Below are 16955 nucleotides of genomic sequence, written 5' to 3'. Positions count from 1 at the left end.
TCCGGTCCGCCCCTCGCGGTCAGGACCGCCCGCTGAGCGTCGCAACGGTTCTCGGACGGCAGCGTGCGACACCGGTCTTCACTCCAACACCTCCACGACCGGCAAGGTCACCTCACTCGTCACCGCGCCATGCTGGATCTCGATCCGGTCCGCGTCCGACCGCACGCACGTCAGGAAATGCACCTTTGTTCCCAAGGGCACAGCTTCACCGAGGTTCGACGAGAGCGTCAGCCTATGGTCGGCTCCGTCTTCGATCGCAGCAGTGATCGTTCGAAACCGAAGGCTTCCCGGCATCTCGAGCATGATCCGGCGCCCGACATAGGATCCGATCGACGCGACCGGCGCCACGCGCATAAGCTCAGCGCCCGGGGTCATGGCGGAGCGCAGCTGCAATTCATGCCCCCAGGTCGGCAGCCAGAAACTCGCCTGCCGCCCACGCAGGGACCAGAGCCAGCGGCGCAAAGCCTGCCGCTTGGTCGGGCCCTGTGCCTTGAGCGTGATCGCCTCGGATCGCTCGAACATATCGCGGATCGGCTCTATCACCACCGGGCCGAAGCCGTTGTCAACATATTCGACCGCCTGGCGCAGGCTGGCCGTCAGCGAACGGCGGACAAGGCTGGGGTCGGTCTGAACCGGGCGATCGAGATAACTCGGCAATGTCAGCGGGGTCAGCTCCGGCGCATCGCGCAACAGGAATCTGGCCGTGACCGTGCCTTCGCCCTGACGGCGGCGCGTGATCTCAACCGCCGAGGTCAGTAAACCGGCGCGGATGGGCATGACCGTGATCCGACGCGCCGCCACCGACATGGTGGGCAGTTGCAGCCCCAGTGGCTCGGCCAAAGTCAGCCGGTCGGGCTGAACAGTGGCGATTGCCACCGGTGCAACCTCGCCGCCATCAACAGCGATGCCCGCCAAATCGCCCACGCGGAAATCTGACACCGACGTGTCAATCAGCACTTCGGTGGCGCCTTGCGTGAGATCCGCGACCGGCTGCACCGCCAGATGCCAGAGCGGCACGTCCCAGTCTCCGACAAACCCGGCGCGTGCCAGTTCCGTCGCCCGCGCCATGCCCAGCGCATCCAGCCGATGGCGATATGTGATGATCTCGCGGGGCCGGGGTCTCAGCACAATCCGCTGCTCGCCCGCGCGGGCCTGTAACACATCTGTGCGCCACTCCAGCACCTCGCTGATTTCCTGCGCTGCCGGGAAGGGCCAGAGAGGCAGTGTGCGCTCGGACTCAGGCATTCAACGCACTCCGGTTGCGGCGGATCACGTTCAGGATCGCCCGTTCCCCCGAGGGTGTGGCGAGGTAGTCGCCGACGACGGAGGGGTCGAGCACGTTGATGATCCGTGTCGACAACTGGGCTGCCGCTCCCGCGCCATCCCCGTTCATCTCGACGCCCAGCCGTCCACCCCGACCGCGTTTGAGCGGCAGGATCGCTTCTGGCCCGGCCTCGCCCATCAGGCCCACGCCTTTGGCAAAGGGAAACACCGTGGGTCGGTTGACCACGCCGCCGCGCGCGAAGGCGGTCAATTCCTGACCACTGGCAAAAATGCCGCCCTTGGCAAAACCAAAGAGGCGCGCGAAGAAGCCACCACCGCCGCCGCCCATGCCCGAGAAGGCCCTCATGATTGCGTTCTCGATCGGCTGGAAGGCCAGCTCGATCAGCCGGTTGGCAAGGTTCTGCGCGATGCGCGAGATGGCACTGGCGAATGTCTCCCAGGTGAACTCGCCGGATTTCAGCGCGTCCTTGATCGGCCCAACGATGTCTTGCGCCAGACCTTGGGCCAGCTCGCGGGAGCGCTCCTGCGCGGCGCTCACCGCTTCGGTGGTTGCCTCCCAGGCATTGCGCGCGGTATCGGCGGCCTCGCGCAGAGCTTGGCCAGCGCCACGACCGGCACCACCTGCGCGGCCTGCCGCCTCTCCAGTCGCGTCCAGTGATTCTTCAAGCCCGTCGGCAGCGGCGCGTGCGCCCATGAGCCCGGCCTCAGCCTCGAGGCCGGAGGCGGCGATTGCCTCACGAAGGGCGGCGATGGACTCAAGGGGCGCAGTCGCGGCCTCGACCACACCGGCCAAGGTTTCCCGCAGAGCCTCGGCCTCTGCGCGCGCCTCTTGCGCATAAGTGCCAAGCCCGAGGTCCGGCATTGCGATAGGCTCAGAATTGAAGGCCGCCTGAAACGCCGCGCGCGCCTCGGTTCCAGCCTCGGCGGCCGACCCCGCAAAAGGGTTGTCGATCCGGCCGAGTTCCAAATTGCCGATCAGCGAAATGCGCCGCTCGAGACCCAGTGCCTCGAGCCCGGCGTTGATCCCCTCGAGAAACCCGTTGATGCGCTGGCCCACGCCATTCAGCATCGCCTCGACACCGGCGATCAACGCATTCGCCGCCTGAAACGCAAAATCGCCGATGGCACCGGGCAGCGCGCCCCAGAGCACCTTGATCGCCTCAAACGCCCCCTGAAACGTGTTCAGCGCGGCATTGCCGAAACCCACCACCGCTTCGAGCGACGTCTGCAACGCCTCGGCAATGGCGGCCTTGATCTCGGCCCAGCTGGCCATGATTGATAACCCTAGCGCGACAGCCCCGAGCTGCATGCGCTCCCAGACCTCACGCGCGAGATCGCCGAGCAGGGACAGCGCGTTGCCGAACCCGCCCGCGCCCCGAACAAGGCGCCCAAACCAGTGGATCAGTTCTCCCGCTGCGACGACGAGCCCGATCAAGGGCAGGCGCAGCAGAGCACCGCGCAAGATGACCAGCGTCATGGCGAGGCCACGCACGGACACGGCGGCGGCGATCGAGGCGGCAACAAACCGCCCGGCCATCAGCGCCGCAATCCCGGCGGCGTAGGAGGTCAACCGCCCGAGGTTGTCAAACAGCACCCGGATGGCAACGCCAAGCGGCCCGGTGGCACGCGCCGCCGCCGCCATAGCATCGGCGACGGATTCCAGCGCCGGGGCTGCTGCAACCGCCAGCTGGTTCGAGAGACCCCGCCAGATTAGCCCCAGCCGCGAGATTGCATCATTGGTGCGCTCGATCTGATCGGCATCCTGCTCGGAGACCACGACACCGAAGTCGCGCACATCCTGCGTGGCCTGGCGCAGCGTCGCGGTATCGATCCGCGCCATGGCGATCGAGCCTTCCTCGCCGAAGAGTTGACCGGCGACGGCGGCACGCTCGGCGACCGGGACAAACTCTGCAATGGCCGCGTTGATCGCGCCGACGCGCTGGTCCAGCGGCAGAGCCATCAGCCCGCTTGCGGTAAGCCCCAGTCGGGTCAGGGCGTCCGCTGCTGGGCCCGTCCCTGCAGCGGCTTGGCTCAGCCGCCGGGTCAGATCCTTCGTCGCCTGCTCAATGCCGGACATCGACACACCGGCCAGTTCGCCCGCGCGCTCGAGCGTCTGGATGGACGCAACCGTGGTGCCGAGTGACTGGGCAAGCTTGGCTTGCGCATCCACAGTCTGCAGTCCTGAGCGGACCATAGCGGTGGCGGCCGCCGCAATCGCCGCCGCCGCAGCGGCCATCGCGACACCCGCGCGCCGCGCGAAGACGGCGAGTCTGGCATTCGCGCCCTCCATCTCGCGCGACAGCCGCCCGAAGCCACGGGCACCGGCTTCACCCACGCCTTCCAGCTCAGCCTTGACTTGCCGCCCGCCAGTGGCGGACAGGCGCACGGAAACGCGTTTCTCAGTCATTTTGGCCGTCCATCTGCTCGTTGAGCTTGCGCACCATCACCGCCTCGATCACGGGCAAGAATTCGACGGCAGCGCGCGGCTCCACGCCCAGCGCATTCGCCATGGCCAACGCTGCCGTCATGTCCCAGCCCAGCACCACGCCCGGTACTGCCCGGATCTGCCCGCCAAGCCGTCCGGCCAGATCCCAGACCTGCCAGCCTTCCAGCGTGCGGGGCGCGTTCAGGGTTTGCGGGCAGGCTTCGCAGGCGCCGCCGCGGCCCTCGCAGGGTGCGCAGGCTGCGCAGTAGGCTTCGCCCCCGCCGTAGATCCAATCGGCGAGGGCGCGGAGGCGTTTTTTTCTGCGTCCAGCTCCAACCCCCTGGCGACATAGCCCATCTGGAAACGCTCAAAGATCGGCCAAATGTCGAGGAGGGCAGCGATGCCTTCAGGCGTGACGGCCACCGGCGTGCCATCCGCATCGCCGACACCCTCCCAATCGAGAATGGCCCGTTCGGCCAGGGCCTTGCCAAAGATCACGGCGATTTCGTCATCGCTGGTGCCCTCGGGCAGACTGCGCACAACTGGATCGCTGCGTGCGGCGACCATCAGCGCGGTGGTCAGCGGCTCGACCCGGACGCGCACGCCAAGGCCAAGGTCGAGCCACCAGGGCTCGCGGGCGAGGTTCAGGCGAAGCATGGATCAATACTCCTCGATGGCGTTGATGAGGGTTACGGTGCACATGCGCCCCAGCACCGCATCGCGCGCCGCCTGCCAGTCGAAGGTGGCCTGCACCCCCTGCGGCCCTGCGATCTCAATACGCGGGCGCGGCAGATACACGGCGTGCGCTGTGAGCGTCAGGCTCTCGCCGGAGGGCAGCGTGTAGGCGAAACTCAGCTCGCAGGGATCGCCATTGATGGCCTGCGTCGCCAGCACCTGATCGGCAAAGCGCACCTCGATCCGACCGGTAAGGGCTGCAATCGACGGGTCCGCGCCATCAATGCGCCCGTCCGAGCGGATGGTCTCCACCCGGTCGAGTGTATTGGCATAGGTGATCTCGGCCGAGACGATGTTACCGAGGGAATTGCCGTTGCGGGTGATCGCGCCGTTGAAATGCCCGAAGCGCTGCAGCCCGAGGTCGGCCAGCGTGCCCGCGGCAGAACTGGTCGCAACGCTTTCACCCTGCGCGACCAGGCTGGCCGTGGCTGTCAGCAATCCTGAGCGCTGCATCTGCCAGCTGAGCGTGTCGAGCACGCAGCCCGAATAGACCGCATAACGCGGCACCTCCGGCATGCCTGTCTCAATCGATAGCGACGGCAGCGTCCAGCCGCCCGAGCGGAATTCGTGTGTGTAGGGATTGGTGCCCGTGGTGATGGGCTGACCAAACGCGGCCTTCAGCCAGAAGCCGAAACCCTGCGCGTCGATCGGCACGACGACGTTGCCATCGGCCGTCACCGCATCCTTGATCGGCGCCAGCGGATCGCGGCCATAGCCGAGCAATTCGCTGTTCAAGAGCGGCTGCTCGGACCCCAGCGTGGTGCTGGCAAAGGGCATCCGGATGAACCCGCTCGCGGGCGGTGTGCCATAGGTCGTTTCGAACGCAAGCGCCATCTGCGCCCGCGCGCCTTGCGCACGTGCCATGGGGGTCTCCTTGATGTTGGGGGTGTCAGGCCAGAGGGCCGGTGGTGGTGTAATGCAGGACGATGGTGATGATCGCCGCCTTCAATGCAGCCGCGCCCTCGATGGGCAGGTCGACCGAGGCAGGGGCTTCGGGTTCGACCCAATCGCACAGGCCGCTTAAGGTGCGGTCGGCTTCCAGCGCGGCGCCGATGCTGGCGATCAGGTCGTCGAAAGTACTTGTCCTGCCCGTTCCGGCCTGGACAACGACCTCGATCTCGGCCCGGTGCTGGTAATGGTAGCGCAGCGGCGACAGCGTCACCTCAGGCTCGCCGGGCTGGCCATCGCGCAGGATGATCAACCCAGCCGCCGGGATACGCTCGGGCAACACCTCATCGCGTAAAGTAAGGGCGGCAATCAACTGCAGCCGCGCATGCAGCGCGGCAAGGATGGTTTCGCGGGTGGTAGACATTCGCTTGAACTACTTTCACAGTGGTTCCGGCAAGTTATTGTTGACGGAGTTGGTGAGTGTTCTTTCCCGAATCGCCTGATTTTCTGACTGAATTGCTCGGTATTTCGAAGAGCACTTGGCTCTTGGGAAAAAGGGAAGAAGGTGTCGGTGGGAACAGCGCTGATCATCGGTATTTGAGCAGATTGAATAGCAGCGACGCGATAGAGACATCGCGTGAACGGTTCAAAAATTTGATCCGCAGAATTCTCCAGCCTCACCTTGGAATGGGTGAGACTGCCTGCTTGGATCACCTGAAGGGTCGCGACGCTGATATTCGCGAGTGCCGCGATAGCGCCTGGCAATTGCTCGCCCTAGCAACGCAATTTGATCGGGCATACCCACGCACAACAAACGTAGTTAAGCAATTTGAAATTGCCTCTTTGCAGATTGCGCAAGACTTTGCATCGAGTCGGTCGGATGACGCCATTGGCGCGCTAGAGCGTTTGCCGTGGGCCAACACCGAAACCGTGCAGTGGTATCTATCGGAATGTCGTCGTGCACCAAGCCATGCCGTTGCCGCCAGATTTCCGGTGCAACTGCTCAGCCTCCTTGTTTTGTTGATTGCCGTTGGCGAGGAACAGCCCAAGACGGAGGGAGATCGCCCCGGTTTTCTTCCGCCGATGATTGCGTCGCGAGATCCCTTGACCGGGGAGTTGTCGGCGCTTCGGTATTGGTTCGATTTTGTTCAGGAATCGTCGGGCTTGCCTTCGCTTGATGCCGTGTTCAAGATCATGCTTGCGGATTCTGGCGCAGACGACGAAACAAGAATTCGCCAAGGCAGGAAATATAGAAAAGGTTCTGAAGTCCCTTCTGTGGATCGGCTTCAAATAATGACAAAGAATATCAGGAAGGCGTCTTCGGGCAAGGATCTGAGCGAGTGTTATATTATTGGAATTTTGGCGTGCTTTCTTCAGAAGGCATTTCTGCAGAACAAAAGTGTCGCTCAGTCCTTTTCGCGTTTCGATCCAATGGCACCTTTCAACGATTGGAATGTGTTGATCAAGCTGAACATCGATTCGATGCTGCCGCCCGGCGGGTCGCAAGGCGGCAGCTTGGCACAGTTTTAGTCCCAATCCTCAAACCGGGAACTCCAGTCGTCAGGGCGCTCATCATGCCCCCTGTCAGTCCAGAACGTATCGCTTGTTGGATTCATCTGATTCGACCGATTATCGTTCTCGGCCTTCGAATGATCGTTTCCGCTATACTTACCCAAGGGTTTTCTCCTTCGTTGAATGACAGACAAGGTGATCTTTCAAATATTTCTCAAGCATTTGGTCGTGGGGAAGTCGGGACATTTGGCTTGGGCATCACGTAAGCCGCCCCTGGACCCACCCCGCCACGACGCGGCCCGGCACGCCGTCCACCGCGCGCTCCGCATCCCGCGCCAGATCTAGGCGCTTGCTGAGTTTGACCTGCGGCACGAGAAGGAAGATCGGCACGGTCGCGACCCCACGCCCGGTTTTCGACTTTGATGCCACGGCCCGGCCCTTCGAATTCAACCGCCCCTCGGCCAGCAGCAGACTTGGCCCCCTCCGGCGATAGATGAACCGCAGGCGCAAGCCGGTACGGCGCTCCCATTCGCCGGGGGTAATCCGGCCGCCCTTCGTGCTTTTCCCAGCGGCCGCGGTGGGGATTGCCAGCCAGAACCCTTCTTTTGACCGGATCAGCGGCCCGGTGTCATGCGCTCCGATGATTGCCGGGGCGTTGGACCAGACCAGCGCAGCCGCGTTCAGGCTATCGCCGGATTTCGGGAAGCTGGCGAGGCGGATGCTGTTTCCAAGCCGGGTGCCGAGGCCAGCGCCGGTGATCTGGCCACGCCAGGCGGATTTCAGGGAAGTGCCAGCTTCGCGCATCGCCGCCGACACTGCCTTTTCACCGGCGGCGATTTCCGCCTGCATCAGGGCGACGAGGTCGGGGTTGAATTCGAGTTTCAGCTTCATGCGGGCCTCAGATTGACGGTCCAGACCAGCCGCTCGCGGTCGCGGACGGGCTCGCCCTGAATGAGGAAGGCCTCAGTGCCGATCTCGATGCGGTCGCCCGGGCGCGGGTTGGGCACCTCGGCCACGCGCAAGTCGATGCGGGTGGTGTCCGACCAGAGCCGCGCGTCGCCGAACCTCGTGATTTCGTCCGCGCAGCGGGTGACCACGCGGACAAGGATCGGCGCGCCGCCATCGGCAATGTAGACGGCATCGCGCGCGATATTGGGATCGCAAAACAGGTTGTCGATGACAGCCGCGAAGACGGACATGGGGCGGCCCCATCAGTTCGAGCTGTGCAAACGGATTGCCAGGCGCGGACGCTTGTTGACCGGTAGGATCGAGGCTTCGGTCATGAGATCAATCCAGCGGCCCTTGGCGTCGATCATCTGGCGGGCATAGAGCGGCATGCCGATGGTATTGGCGGTTTCCAGCAGGTTCGCCGGGCCACCATAGGTGGTGAAGGTATCAAACGTGCCCATCGGAAAGGCGATGCCCTCGCCGGTGGGAATCAGCCGTTCCGAGGTGCCGTTTGAGAGCGTGACCGAGCCGTTGTATTCCTCGAACAGAATGCCTGCGAAGGGAAAGGCCCGGCGCATGTCCTCGCGCAGCGGCTGGCCGCCGGTGGCGGAGAAGAATTTGTAGGCGTCTTCGGTCTTGGGATGGCTGATCAGCTTGTCGAAGAACTCTGAACTGACCAGCGCGTGCGCGGTGGTCATGGTCTCGCCCATCAGATTGTCCTCGATGGCGCGCAGGGTGGTGCGCACCTTGCTCTGCACATTGGTGGCGGCGGTCCCAAAAACGAAGTCGACCGAGATCTGCGCGAGGCCAAATTCGGTGAAGTAGTTGTAAAGCGTGGTACCAGAACCATCCTTCACGATGCCACGCAGCGCGTTCATTTCCATGTATTCGCGGGTCTGGGCGTGTTTGCGGCGCATAAGCGTGAGCTTGCGGTTCATCACCTCGACCAGAGGATCGGCGGTGTCTGACATGCCCAGTGCGGGCATTCCCTGGACGTCGCCGGGCAGGATCACGTCGTCATGCGGGATCCACGGCAGGGCAAAGGAACGCATCGAGCGCGCCTCGCGATTGCCGACGGTGGCAGGGGCGCCGAGCGGAACCGAGGGCAGCAGGCTCAACACCCCCTCGCGCTGCTCGATCACGATCGAGCGTTGGGTCACGCCTTCAAAGCGGAAGAGGCCGAGCTGGCCGAGGCGCGTATAGAGGTTGGGCAGGATATTGATCGCCTGCGTCATCTCGGCGAGCGAGTAGCCGCCAATGTCGAACGGGTTGCGGGTGATGGTCATGGGGAACTCCGGGGGAACGAGGGGGTGAACGGCTGACGCGTCAGGTCGATTGGGGAACAGCGGCGGGATCAGGCGGTGTCGCGCGCGAGTATCCCGGCGGCTGCCAGTTGGCCGATCTTGGTGGTGATCTTGGCGGCGTCATCGACACTGGCGTCATACGTGAGCGCCGCACGCGAGACGATCGCCGGGCCGCGCGCCACGACCAGGCCGACCGCATCGGCCAGAGTGGCATCAACGGCGAAGAGCAGCACAGCCACGGCGGTCTGCGCGCCGTCGCTGCCACCGCTGGTGGCGAGCTTGTACTTGCCGCTCGCGGTAATGCGGCCCAACACCGACCCGACGGGATAGGCGGTGCCGACCAGCAACGTGATGGTCTCGCGGGTGTAGTTCGGGTTGACCTCGTATTTGAGGACATCGCCCATGCTGGGAGGCTGGGTCAGGACAGTCATGATGGAAATCCATGCAAAGGGGGCAAAAGGCATCCCCCGCCGGGGCGGTGCGGCGGGGGATCAGTCAGGCAGAGGGGGTTTGGGGTTCGGTCCGGCAGAGACCGAGGCGTCAGGCCCGGGTCCCAGCGGCAGCGGCTCGTTTCGCCGCGGCAATGATCGGGCTTTCCTTGGCCTGCGGGAGAATGGGTGAGGGCGGGGCGGCCACAATATCGCGCGCGTCGGCAGCAGCACTGGCGCGTTCAATCACGAGGCGGCGCAGGGCTTCGGGCGTGGTGCCCTCGCGCAGGGCTTTCGCCGCATCGATGGCGATGCCGAGGCGGCCCGCCTGCACCGCGATCTCGGCGATCTCCGCCGCCGACTCGCGAAGCTGCGCCGACAACTCAGCCAGATTACCCGGTTGCGTCGCACCTGGGGTGGGCGCCACTGATGCCGCAGCGGGGGGTGGCGCGATTGCTGCTGTTGGCGCGGCGTCCGGTGCTCGGGCATCATCATTGGCTGGCGCAGCACCTGCAGTGTCATGTGCACCATCCCGCTGCGCATCCTCGATGTCCTTTTGCGTGGTATCCTCATGGTCAGGGGCTTGGGCCATGGCTCTTTCCTTTCGTGGGCTGATTTGAGTGACTGTCTGGCGCGGTGCTCTGGTGTTGGAGCGCGCCATCGCGGGCAGTGGCGTGCGCGCGATCAGCTGCCGGAACTCGGCAAAGCCGCGTGCCAGGTCGGTGACCTCGTCCGCGAGGCCTGCGGCAACCGCATCTGCCCCGCGATAAGTTGCAGCTTCGGTCGCCATGGTGGCATCTTGGCTTAACCGTCCGGCACGACCCGCCGCGACGGTCTCGGCAAAGAGAAACCGCAGCACGTCGATCTCGCGTTGGATGTCGTCGCGGACAGCGGCGGGCAGAGGCTCGTAGGGGTTGGCGTCGACCTTGTGGGATCCAGCATGGATCAGTGTCACCCGTGTTCCGTCCTGATCTAGCTGGCCGCTGAGATCAGCGTGCATCACCACGACGCCGATGCTGCCAACCGCCCCGGTACGCGGCAGCAAGATCCGGTCCGCCTGGGAGGCCAGCGCATAACCCGCCGAGAAGGCGTGTTCGGCCACAAAGGCCCAGACGGGTATTGTGGTGCGAATTGCACGAATGCGATCTGCCAGGTCAAAAACACCCGCGACTTCGCCGCCAAAGCTGTCAATTTCCAAGGCGAGGCCGCGCACGGAGGGATCGCTGGCGGCGGCGTCGATCTGGGCCGCGATCCCCTCATAACTGGTCTGGCCGGATGACTGTCCGATCCAACTCCCGCGATGGATCAGCACGCCGGAGATTTCGATCACGGCGATGCCGTCTACCACCGGGTAGGGCACCTCACCATGCTGGCGGTACTCGTCCAGCATTCCGCCCGCCAGAATACTGGCGCGCGCTGGCGGGACGACGGTGCCGGGTGCGTCATGCAGATCATGGTCTGCCAACTCGACCCGCCGCCCGAGAATGCGGGACCCAAGACCGGAGAGGAACGCCATGGCTTTCGAGGGTTCAACCAGCAGCGGCGTGTTGAAGGCGCGCGCGGCAATGCGGGCATGCAGCATCAGGACTGGTCCTCAGGGTCGCGCGGACGGTGTTCCGCATCATCGGTTTTATCTGTCTGGTCGGTGTCGTCGTCGTTGCCTCCATCCCCCTCCGGGCCTTGCAAAGCCTGCACACCCTGCGCGGGCGAACCGGGGCGGCGGAAGTCGAGGCCCAGCGCACGTTCGCGGGCGCGCTCCGCTGCGATATCGCGGTCGACCTGTTCCGCGTCATAACCGCGCTCGGCAATGGCCTGCGTGCGGGATTTGAGGCCTGCCTCGATCTGGGCGATCTCGGCATTGGCGTCTTTCAGGGGATCGACCCAGTCCCATTTGGTCGGCAGCCAGTCGGCGGCGAGGAGCTGGCTACGGTTGGCCTCAAAGCGCGGGAGCGTGAGGGCCCCTGACAAGACAGCTGCATCCATCCAGCGCGCATAGACCGGCCGGCAGAGCTGCCAGACCATGACGGAATGCTGCCAGGCCGAGACCCTCCGGCGGAACTCGATCAGGGCAAGGCGCGAGTTCGAGAAGTTCCCCTTCACCATGTCATTCGCGAGGTACGGATAGGGGATGCCCAGGGCTGCCGAGATTTGCAGGAGCGTGCGGTATTGAAACGGCTCGTAAGTGCCGCCACTGTCGGCAGGCTGGCCGATGGTGACATCTTCGCCTGGATCCAGTCGCACGATCTGACCGGGGCTGATCTCGACACCTTCGGGCCCATCTTCATCCTCCGGCGCTAGGGGGTTCTCTGGTGCGGGGGAGGTCACGAACATCGCATACATCGCCGCGACCTTTTTGCGGTCCAACTCGGCATCGTCGTATTGATCGAGCAGGAAGAGCTTGACGATGGCGGGCGCCAGTTTTGAGACCCCGCGAAGTTGCCCACCCTCGACTGGGTCGATCACATGGATCACCTCCGTCGCGGGAACCCGCACGATTTCCCCCGAAAGTCCCGGATCGGTGCTGTCGCCGGGATGACGGCGCAGAAAATGATAGGCCACACGCCGCCCGATCCGGTCGAACTCGATCCCCTGGCGGATGGGATTGCCAGCAGCGGAAACGCCGGTCTGTTCCAGCGGAAGCATCTCTGATGGTAACATCTGCATCTGCACAGGCACGCTCAGGCCGTCGCCCGTGCGCCGGGGACGAAAGCGAAAAAACACCTCGCCCGCAAGAAAGACCTCTCGCGCCGCGCGGCGTTGCAACCCATAGAAATCTGTCAGCCCTTCTGCATCGGCCTCGTCAGTCCAGGCAAGCCAGAGCCGTTGCAGCTCCTCTTTGCGGGCGGAATCCGCGATCTTCGAGATTGGCTTGATGCCATCACCGACGGTATTGGCAGCCCAGCTTTCCACCGCATTCACGGCATAGCCGTTGTTGCGTACGAGCCAGCGGGCGCGGGCAGTGATGTCAGGCCCGCTTGCTGCGATCAGCGCGTTGACATGCGCGCGCGTGGCGCGGAACCCGCGCAGGCGACGGTGATGCTGGCCCGCGTCAAACCCACCGACAAATGCACCAAGACGCTGTCGCCAGTTCATCACAGATCCTTCACGGCATAGGGGCGCAGAATGCGGCGGCCGGGCTTTTCCAAGGCCGCAATTCGCCGCTCGATATCTGATGCCGCCGCCGCCAGCTCGGCGTCCGAGCCGTAGGTGACGCTCTTGCCATCATAACTCACGCTGCGCGTGCCGCTGTAGCGCGCAGCCAAGAGGGCGCTGTGGCGGGATTTAAGGTCATCGAGGGTCATTGGGGATCCATCATTCCATGTATTTGAGCGTGCTGATCTTCCAGCCGCGTCGCCGGGGCGGGGTTACTTGCCCGGCTTGCGGGGTTGTCGGTTTCTCAGGTGCGGCGGTCGGGGTGATAGCGACGGTTTCCACCCCGGCCTGTTTCTCCAGCTGCCGCCACATTCGCTCATCGAAACGGTCAGCCCCAAGGATCCAAGCAGCGGCGCGGGCATAGATCCGTGTATCCAGCGCCTCGTTGCGCTCGCGCATCTTTTGCCATTCTTGATGGGCATACCCGCGCTTGTTGCGCACCGTGACGAGCTGTTCAGCCACCAGCTGCTTCAGCCATTCGCTGTCCGCCCAGTCGGGTAGGTGGATCGTGCCCGAGGGCGCGGGCGCATCGAGTTCCGACGGCCGCTCAATGCGCAGATAGCGGTAGGTCTCCGCCTTGAAGGTGGCGGTGGCCACGGTCCAAAGCCGCGCGCCGCGCTTCAGCTTGCGCCCGTTCACGGTTGCATCGACGAAGGTTGGCCCCGAAACGGGCGTGGCCCGGTTGAAGCCTTCGACCCCTTTCACGGGTGCCACCTGCGCTATGCCCTGCTTGCGCGACCAGGCATAGACGGCAGCCAACTCGTAGCCGGTGTCTATGGCAAGCTTGGCCAGCGTCATGTTCGCACCCTTTTCATGCGCCCATGTGTGACCAAGAAGTGCTGTCAGCCGATCCCAACACGCGGGATCGTCGGGGCCACCTGGAATGACGATGTGATCGACAAGCCAGCTCTCGAGACCGCGGCCCCAGGCCCAGATGTCGACCTCCATCCGGTCCTTCTGGACGTCTGCGCCAGCCGTGAGGAACAGCCCGCCTGCGGGGATTTGCGCCGCAAAAGCCTCGCGCCGATCCGCCAGCCGCTGCCATTCCGGCGCATCGCCAGACTCAACCCAGGTTTCGCCCAAAAGCGTATTGCGCGCGGCGCGCAACATCTCGTCCGAGCCTTGGGCTGCCAGCCAGTCCCGCGCGATCTGCTCCCAAGATTTCCAGCCGATCGGCGAATAGAGCGCCGAGAGGTGGAAACCGATGGCGTTGGGGTTGTTTGAGGTCGTAGTCGCCCGCCATTCGCCGCGTGCCAGCATATCCGTCTTGTGATGCTCGGCAATGGGGCGTTCGCAGCCCGCGCAAACATAGGCCGCCGTTTCCGGCTGTCCCTTCGCCCAGCGCAGCCGTTCAAACTGCAGCCATTGCCTGTGGTCACAATGCGGGCAGGGCACAAAATACCGGCGCTGGTCGGAGGCCTCAAACTCTCGTTCAATACGCGACAATCCCCGGATCGTCGGCGTCGAGACCATGAACACCTTGCGCCGATGCGCAAAGGTGGTGGTGCGGGCCTCCGCCAGCGTGACCGGATCGCCTTCCTCATCAGCCGAAGCCGGATAGGCGTCGACCTCGTCGAGAAACACATAACGCGCTGGCATCGAGCGCAGGCCCGTCGCTGAATTGGCACCGGTCAGCACGAGGATCCCGCCCGGAAACTCCTTGGACAGCATCGAATTGCCCGCGTCCCGTGAGCGGGCAGGGTTCACCCGTTCTTTGAGCGCCGGGCTGTCCTCGATCAGCGGGTCGATCCGACCGCGTGAGGTGCGTTTGGCCATCTCGACTGTGGGCAGCACCGCCAGCATTGGCCCCGGTGCATGGTGGATGACAAAACCGATCCAGTTGTTCCCGGCCTCAGTCGCGCCAACTTGTGCGGCTTTCATGAACGAGATGCGCTGTGCCGGGTGGCGCGGCGAGAGCGCGTCCATGATCTCGCGAAGGTAGGGGGTTCGTGCGGTGCGGTATTGCCCCGGTTCGGCCGAGGCCCGTGATGACAGCTTGCGGTGTTGATCCGCCCATTCCGACACCGTGAGGTCCGGATCGGGCCGCATGCCGCGACGCCAGTTGCGCAGGATGTCTTCCGAACCGTCGAAACCGAGATCGAGGTCTGCGGTCAGATCACCATTGATCAGATCGTCGTTGGCCGTATCGTCGTTATCCGAGGCCGACCCGGAGGTCGGCCAGGGCGGTGAGCTGCTCTCGGACATGGGTTTCCAGCACCCTTTGCAGGATTGCAGTCTCGATCATTACGGGCACCCCCGAGGCCTTCTCCATCTCTGCGGACAATTGCGCGGCCATCAGCGCGGCGACCCGGGTGGGCCAGGTGACCCAAGTATCGCGCTCTTGGCGCGCAAGGCGAAACACCAGCGTCTCGGCGCGCGCCCGGTCAACGAGCACGCCCTTCTTCTTCTGGATCGATAGTTGGCGTTCCTGCGCCTGATAAACCGTCAGCGCGGTGCGCGCCTTGAGATAGGAGGTGCTGTCACCGGCTCCGGAAACAGCACTGCCCTCGCTGCTGGCTCCGCCACTACCCCCAAAGCCACCCCGTGACCGCATTTGCTGATCAGGATCTGTCATCGCGACCCTGCGCGCATCTGAGGCGGCCGCGTTGATCGACCCGTCGGCAAACAGTACCAGACGGCCGGTCTTGCGGGCCTTTTGCAAGGCCCCACGCGACAGGCCGGTAAGGGTCGCATAGGCGCGTTCGCTTATACCTTCCATGGCGCTTTGAATAACCTCAACATATTGAAAGTAAACAGGAAAGATTGCCTATTTGAGTTGATTACACTCCCGGATAGAGCGATTCATGGTGTCAAGAAGCGGGTGCATCGCGCACCCCCGGACAAGGATCGGAGGCCACCATGCGCGCTCAGGAAAAGATGGGACACAGCTCGATGAGCGAAGGGTGGAGAGACCACACCAGCCCCGCGCAGGAGCGGGTGAACTGGGTGATGGACGAAGTCATGTCGGGGCGGATGAGCCAAGCCGACGGGATGGTCGAGATGGCACGCGCCCAAGAGATGATGCGCGAGGAAGCCCGCGCGCAGACGACCCACCCCGAGCATCGATGGGAGGAGTGAGCATGGCGAGCCGCAAAGCCAATCCGACCGCCGCCCGTGATGCGCTGATCTTTGATATCGCCCAGCGCCGGTTCTTCATCGAGACGCTGGAGACCCGCAATCGTGACCGTCTCGATTTCCACAATGTCGCCGTCTGGGCGATCCGCCATGCACTTGAAGAGGCCTATGAAGCCGGACGCCGCGCAGGCGCTGTCGCCCGCCCCAATCCTGAAAGGACAAGATCATGATTGCCACCACCACAATTCGCATCGACCACGCCACGCTGCCCGATCCTCTCAACACCAAAGGCCCGGACGCCGCTGCGCAAATGATCGAAGCCGCGCTGCGCGAAGAGGGGATCGCAGCCGAAGCTTCGAACGTCTTCTCGCACCTCAAGATCGAATTGCCGACTGCCCAGCTTGCCGCCGCCAGCACTGTGCTGGCGAGCCTGCAATTGATCTGAGGGCTGACCCTATGAGCACGCGCGCGCAGATCGCCATCCAGACCGGCCCCGAGGAATGGGCCCATGTTTACATCCACTATGATGGCTACCCCGGCCACATGTTGCCCGCACTGGCGCGCTGGACACCCGAAGACATCCTCGCCGCACGCGAGATCCGGCAAGTGCGCGCTGATGAGATCGAGGGGTTTGAGCACCCCCGCGACCCAATTCTCTTGCCGCGCCCAACCTGCCAGTTCTGTCACCTCTACATCTGGCAGGACGGCGTTTGGGCCGAGATCATCCCTGATAGCTTTGAAAGGCTCGTGCCATGATGCTGCCCCTCAATTGCCTGCCCGAAGGTGAGACCCTCGCGGATCTAGCACGCCGCGAGTGTGCCATCGGCTTCGATCTGCGCTTTTGCCGCAGCGTGGCCGTATCCGAGCACGACCGCGACACCGCTACCTGCGACCCGACCGAGGCGGAGTTCGCCACGCTCTATGCGCTGACCGATCTGGGCGAGCCCATCGCCATCCACGATGCCGATCTTTCCTGCGTCGGCGCCGACGAGGTGGCAGCCGTCGCTCGCGCGCTCTTCGTGGCCATGGTCAACGCACGCCGCGACCCGCCCGACGCGGCGCAGCGGCACGAGGCCGAGCAGGCTGCGCTGATCGATCCACACCAGATATCATGATCACAAAGCCATGAAATTGCTTGGATTCAACTACGACAATCTCTGCACCAGAGCGATGGTTGTCACAGGAAAACGATGCAACTCACCC

The 16955-nt window shown here is 64.1% G+C and carries 21 protein-coding genes; 6 read left to right on the top strand and 15 right to left on the bottom strand.

Going from position 1 to position 16955, the window contains the following annotated elements; translation table 11 throughout:
* Positions 1-78: 78 nt before the first annotated feature.
* From VDQ28_RS20590 to VDQ28_RS20565, 6 genes are all read right to left on the bottom strand, one after another.
* Positions 79-1245 (bottom strand): hypothetical protein, encoded by a 1167-nt coding sequence (locus tag VDQ28_RS20590; RefSeq protein WP_323037719.1) that lies wholly within the window; start codon positions 1243-1245, stop codon positions 79-81.
* Entirely contained in the window at positions 1238-3691 is a 2454-nt protein-coding gene (locus tag VDQ28_RS20585; RefSeq protein ID WP_323037718.1) for a phage tail tape measure protein, read from the bottom strand. The genes VDQ28_RS20590 and VDQ28_RS20585 overlap by 8 nt, the downstream gene beginning before the upstream one ends.
* The gene (locus VDQ28_RS20580; protein WP_323037717.1) at positions 3684-3812 is read right to left on the bottom strand and encodes a hypothetical protein; all 129 of its coding nucleotides are present in this window, start codon (positions 3810-3812) and stop codon (positions 3684-3686) included. Before VDQ28_RS20580 ends, VDQ28_RS20585 begins: the two co-directional genes overlap by 8 nt.
* A gap of 98 nt (positions 3813-3910) precedes the next feature.
* Positions 3911-4366 carry a hypothetical protein gene (locus tag VDQ28_RS20575; RefSeq protein WP_323037716.1) on the bottom strand — a complete coding sequence of 152 codons (456 nt, stop codon included), beginning with the start codon at positions 4364-4366 and terminating at the stop codon, positions 3911-3913.
* 3 nt (positions 4367-4369) lie between these two features.
* Positions 4370-5308, bottom strand: a complete 939-nt coding sequence (locus VDQ28_RS20570) for a phage tail tube protein (protein WP_323037715.1) — start codon at positions 5306-5308, stop codon at positions 4370-4372.
* 25 nt (positions 5309-5333) lie between these two features.
* Positions 5334-5756 (bottom strand): acyl-CoA transferase, encoded by a 423-nt coding sequence (locus VDQ28_RS20565; RefSeq protein ID WP_323037714.1) that lies wholly within the window; start codon positions 5754-5756, stop codon positions 5334-5336.
* 56 nt (positions 5757-5812) lie between these two features.
* On the opposite strand from VDQ28_RS20565, the gene VDQ28_RS20560 reads away from it, so the two are divergent.
* Positions 5813-6862, top strand: coding sequence for a hypothetical protein (locus tag VDQ28_RS20560; protein WP_323037713.1), 1050 nt, complete (start codon positions 5813-5815; stop codon positions 6860-6862).
* A gap of 240 nt (positions 6863-7102) precedes the next feature.
* On the opposite strand, the gene VDQ28_RS20555 is transcribed toward VDQ28_RS20560, so the two are convergent.
* The 9 genes from VDQ28_RS20555 to VDQ28_RS20515 form a co-directional block, all read right to left on the bottom strand.
* The gene (locus tag VDQ28_RS20555) at positions 7103-7735 is read right to left on the bottom strand and encodes a DUF6441 family protein (RefSeq protein ID WP_323037712.1); all 633 of its coding nucleotides are present in this window, start codon (positions 7733-7735) and stop codon (positions 7103-7105) included.
* Positions 7732-8043 carry a head-tail joining protein gene (locus VDQ28_RS20550; RefSeq protein ID WP_323037711.1) on the bottom strand — a complete coding sequence of 104 codons (312 nt, stop codon included), beginning with the start codon at positions 8041-8043 and terminating at the stop codon, positions 7732-7734. The genes VDQ28_RS20555 and VDQ28_RS20550 overlap by 4 nt, the downstream gene beginning before the upstream one ends.
* A gap of 12 nt (positions 8044-8055) precedes the next feature.
* Positions 8056-9078 (bottom strand): major capsid protein, encoded by a 1023-nt coding sequence (locus VDQ28_RS20545; RefSeq protein WP_323037710.1) that lies wholly within the window; start codon positions 9076-9078, stop codon positions 8056-8058.
* Between the two features lie 68 nt (positions 9079-9146).
* Positions 9147-9527 carry a head decoration protein gene (locus VDQ28_RS20540; protein ID WP_323037709.1) on the bottom strand — a complete coding sequence of 127 codons (381 nt, stop codon included), beginning with the start codon at positions 9525-9527 and terminating at the stop codon, positions 9147-9149.
* Between the two features lie 109 nt (positions 9528-9636).
* Positions 9637-11106 (bottom strand): S49 family peptidase, encoded by a 1470-nt coding sequence (locus VDQ28_RS20535; RefSeq protein ID WP_323037708.1) that lies wholly within the window; start codon positions 11104-11106, stop codon positions 9637-9639.
* Positions 11106-12617, bottom strand: a complete 1512-nt coding sequence (locus VDQ28_RS20530; protein WP_323037707.1) for a phage portal protein — start codon at positions 12615-12617, stop codon at positions 11106-11108. Before VDQ28_RS20530 ends, VDQ28_RS20535 begins: the two co-directional genes overlap by 1 nt.
* A complete protein-coding gene (locus VDQ28_RS20525; protein ID WP_323037706.1) occupies positions 12617-12826 on the bottom strand; it encodes a phage head-tail joining protein in 210 nt (69 codons plus the stop codon). The genes VDQ28_RS20530 and VDQ28_RS20525 overlap by 1 nt, the downstream gene beginning before the upstream one ends.
* A gap of 10 nt (positions 12827-12836) precedes the next feature.
* Positions 12837-14882: a phage terminase large subunit family protein gene (locus VDQ28_RS20520; protein ID WP_323037705.1), complete on the bottom strand. Its 2046-nt coding sequence runs from the start codon at positions 14880-14882 to the stop codon at positions 12837-12839.
* Positions 14830-15396: a hypothetical protein gene (locus VDQ28_RS20515; RefSeq protein WP_323037704.1), complete on the bottom strand. Its 567-nt coding sequence runs from the start codon at positions 15394-15396 to the stop codon at positions 14830-14832. Before VDQ28_RS20515 ends, VDQ28_RS20520 begins: the two co-directional genes overlap by 53 nt.
* A 173-nt stretch (positions 15397-15569) precedes the next feature.
* On the opposite strand from VDQ28_RS20515, the gene VDQ28_RS20510 reads away from it, so the two are divergent.
* From VDQ28_RS20510 to VDQ28_RS20490, 5 genes are read left to right on the top strand one after another with little or no spacing between them, the layout of a single operon-like run.
* Positions 15570-15755 carry a hypothetical protein gene (locus tag VDQ28_RS20510; protein ID WP_323037703.1) on the top strand — a complete coding sequence of 62 codons (186 nt, stop codon included), beginning with the start codon at positions 15570-15572 and terminating at the stop codon, positions 15753-15755.
* A gap of 2 nt (positions 15756-15757) precedes the next feature.
* Entirely contained in the window at positions 15758-15982 is a 225-nt protein-coding gene (locus tag VDQ28_RS20505) for a DUF6900 domain-containing protein (RefSeq protein WP_323037702.1), read from the top strand.
* Positions 15979-16197 (top strand): hypothetical protein, encoded by a 219-nt coding sequence (locus tag VDQ28_RS20500; RefSeq protein ID WP_323037701.1) that lies wholly within the window; start codon positions 15979-15981, stop codon positions 16195-16197. The genes VDQ28_RS20505 and VDQ28_RS20500 overlap by 4 nt, the downstream gene beginning before the upstream one ends.
* A gap of 11 nt (positions 16198-16208) precedes the next feature.
* A complete protein-coding gene (locus VDQ28_RS20495) occupies positions 16209-16508 on the top strand; it encodes a hypothetical protein (protein ID WP_323037700.1) in 300 nt (99 codons plus the stop codon).
* A complete protein-coding gene (locus VDQ28_RS20490; protein ID WP_323037699.1) occupies positions 16505-16867 on the top strand; it encodes a hypothetical protein in 363 nt (120 codons plus the stop codon). The genes VDQ28_RS20495 and VDQ28_RS20490 overlap by 4 nt, the downstream gene beginning before the upstream one ends.
* Positions 16868-16955 lie beyond the last annotated feature (88 nt).

Source organism: Pararhodobacter sp. (assembly GCF_034676545.1).
Taxonomy (GTDB): Bacteria; Pseudomonadota; Alphaproteobacteria; order Rhodobacterales; family Rhodobacteraceae; genus Pararhodobacter.
Note: the sequence above shows the minus strand (reverse complement) of the source record. Positions and strands in the feature narration are given on the sequence as shown.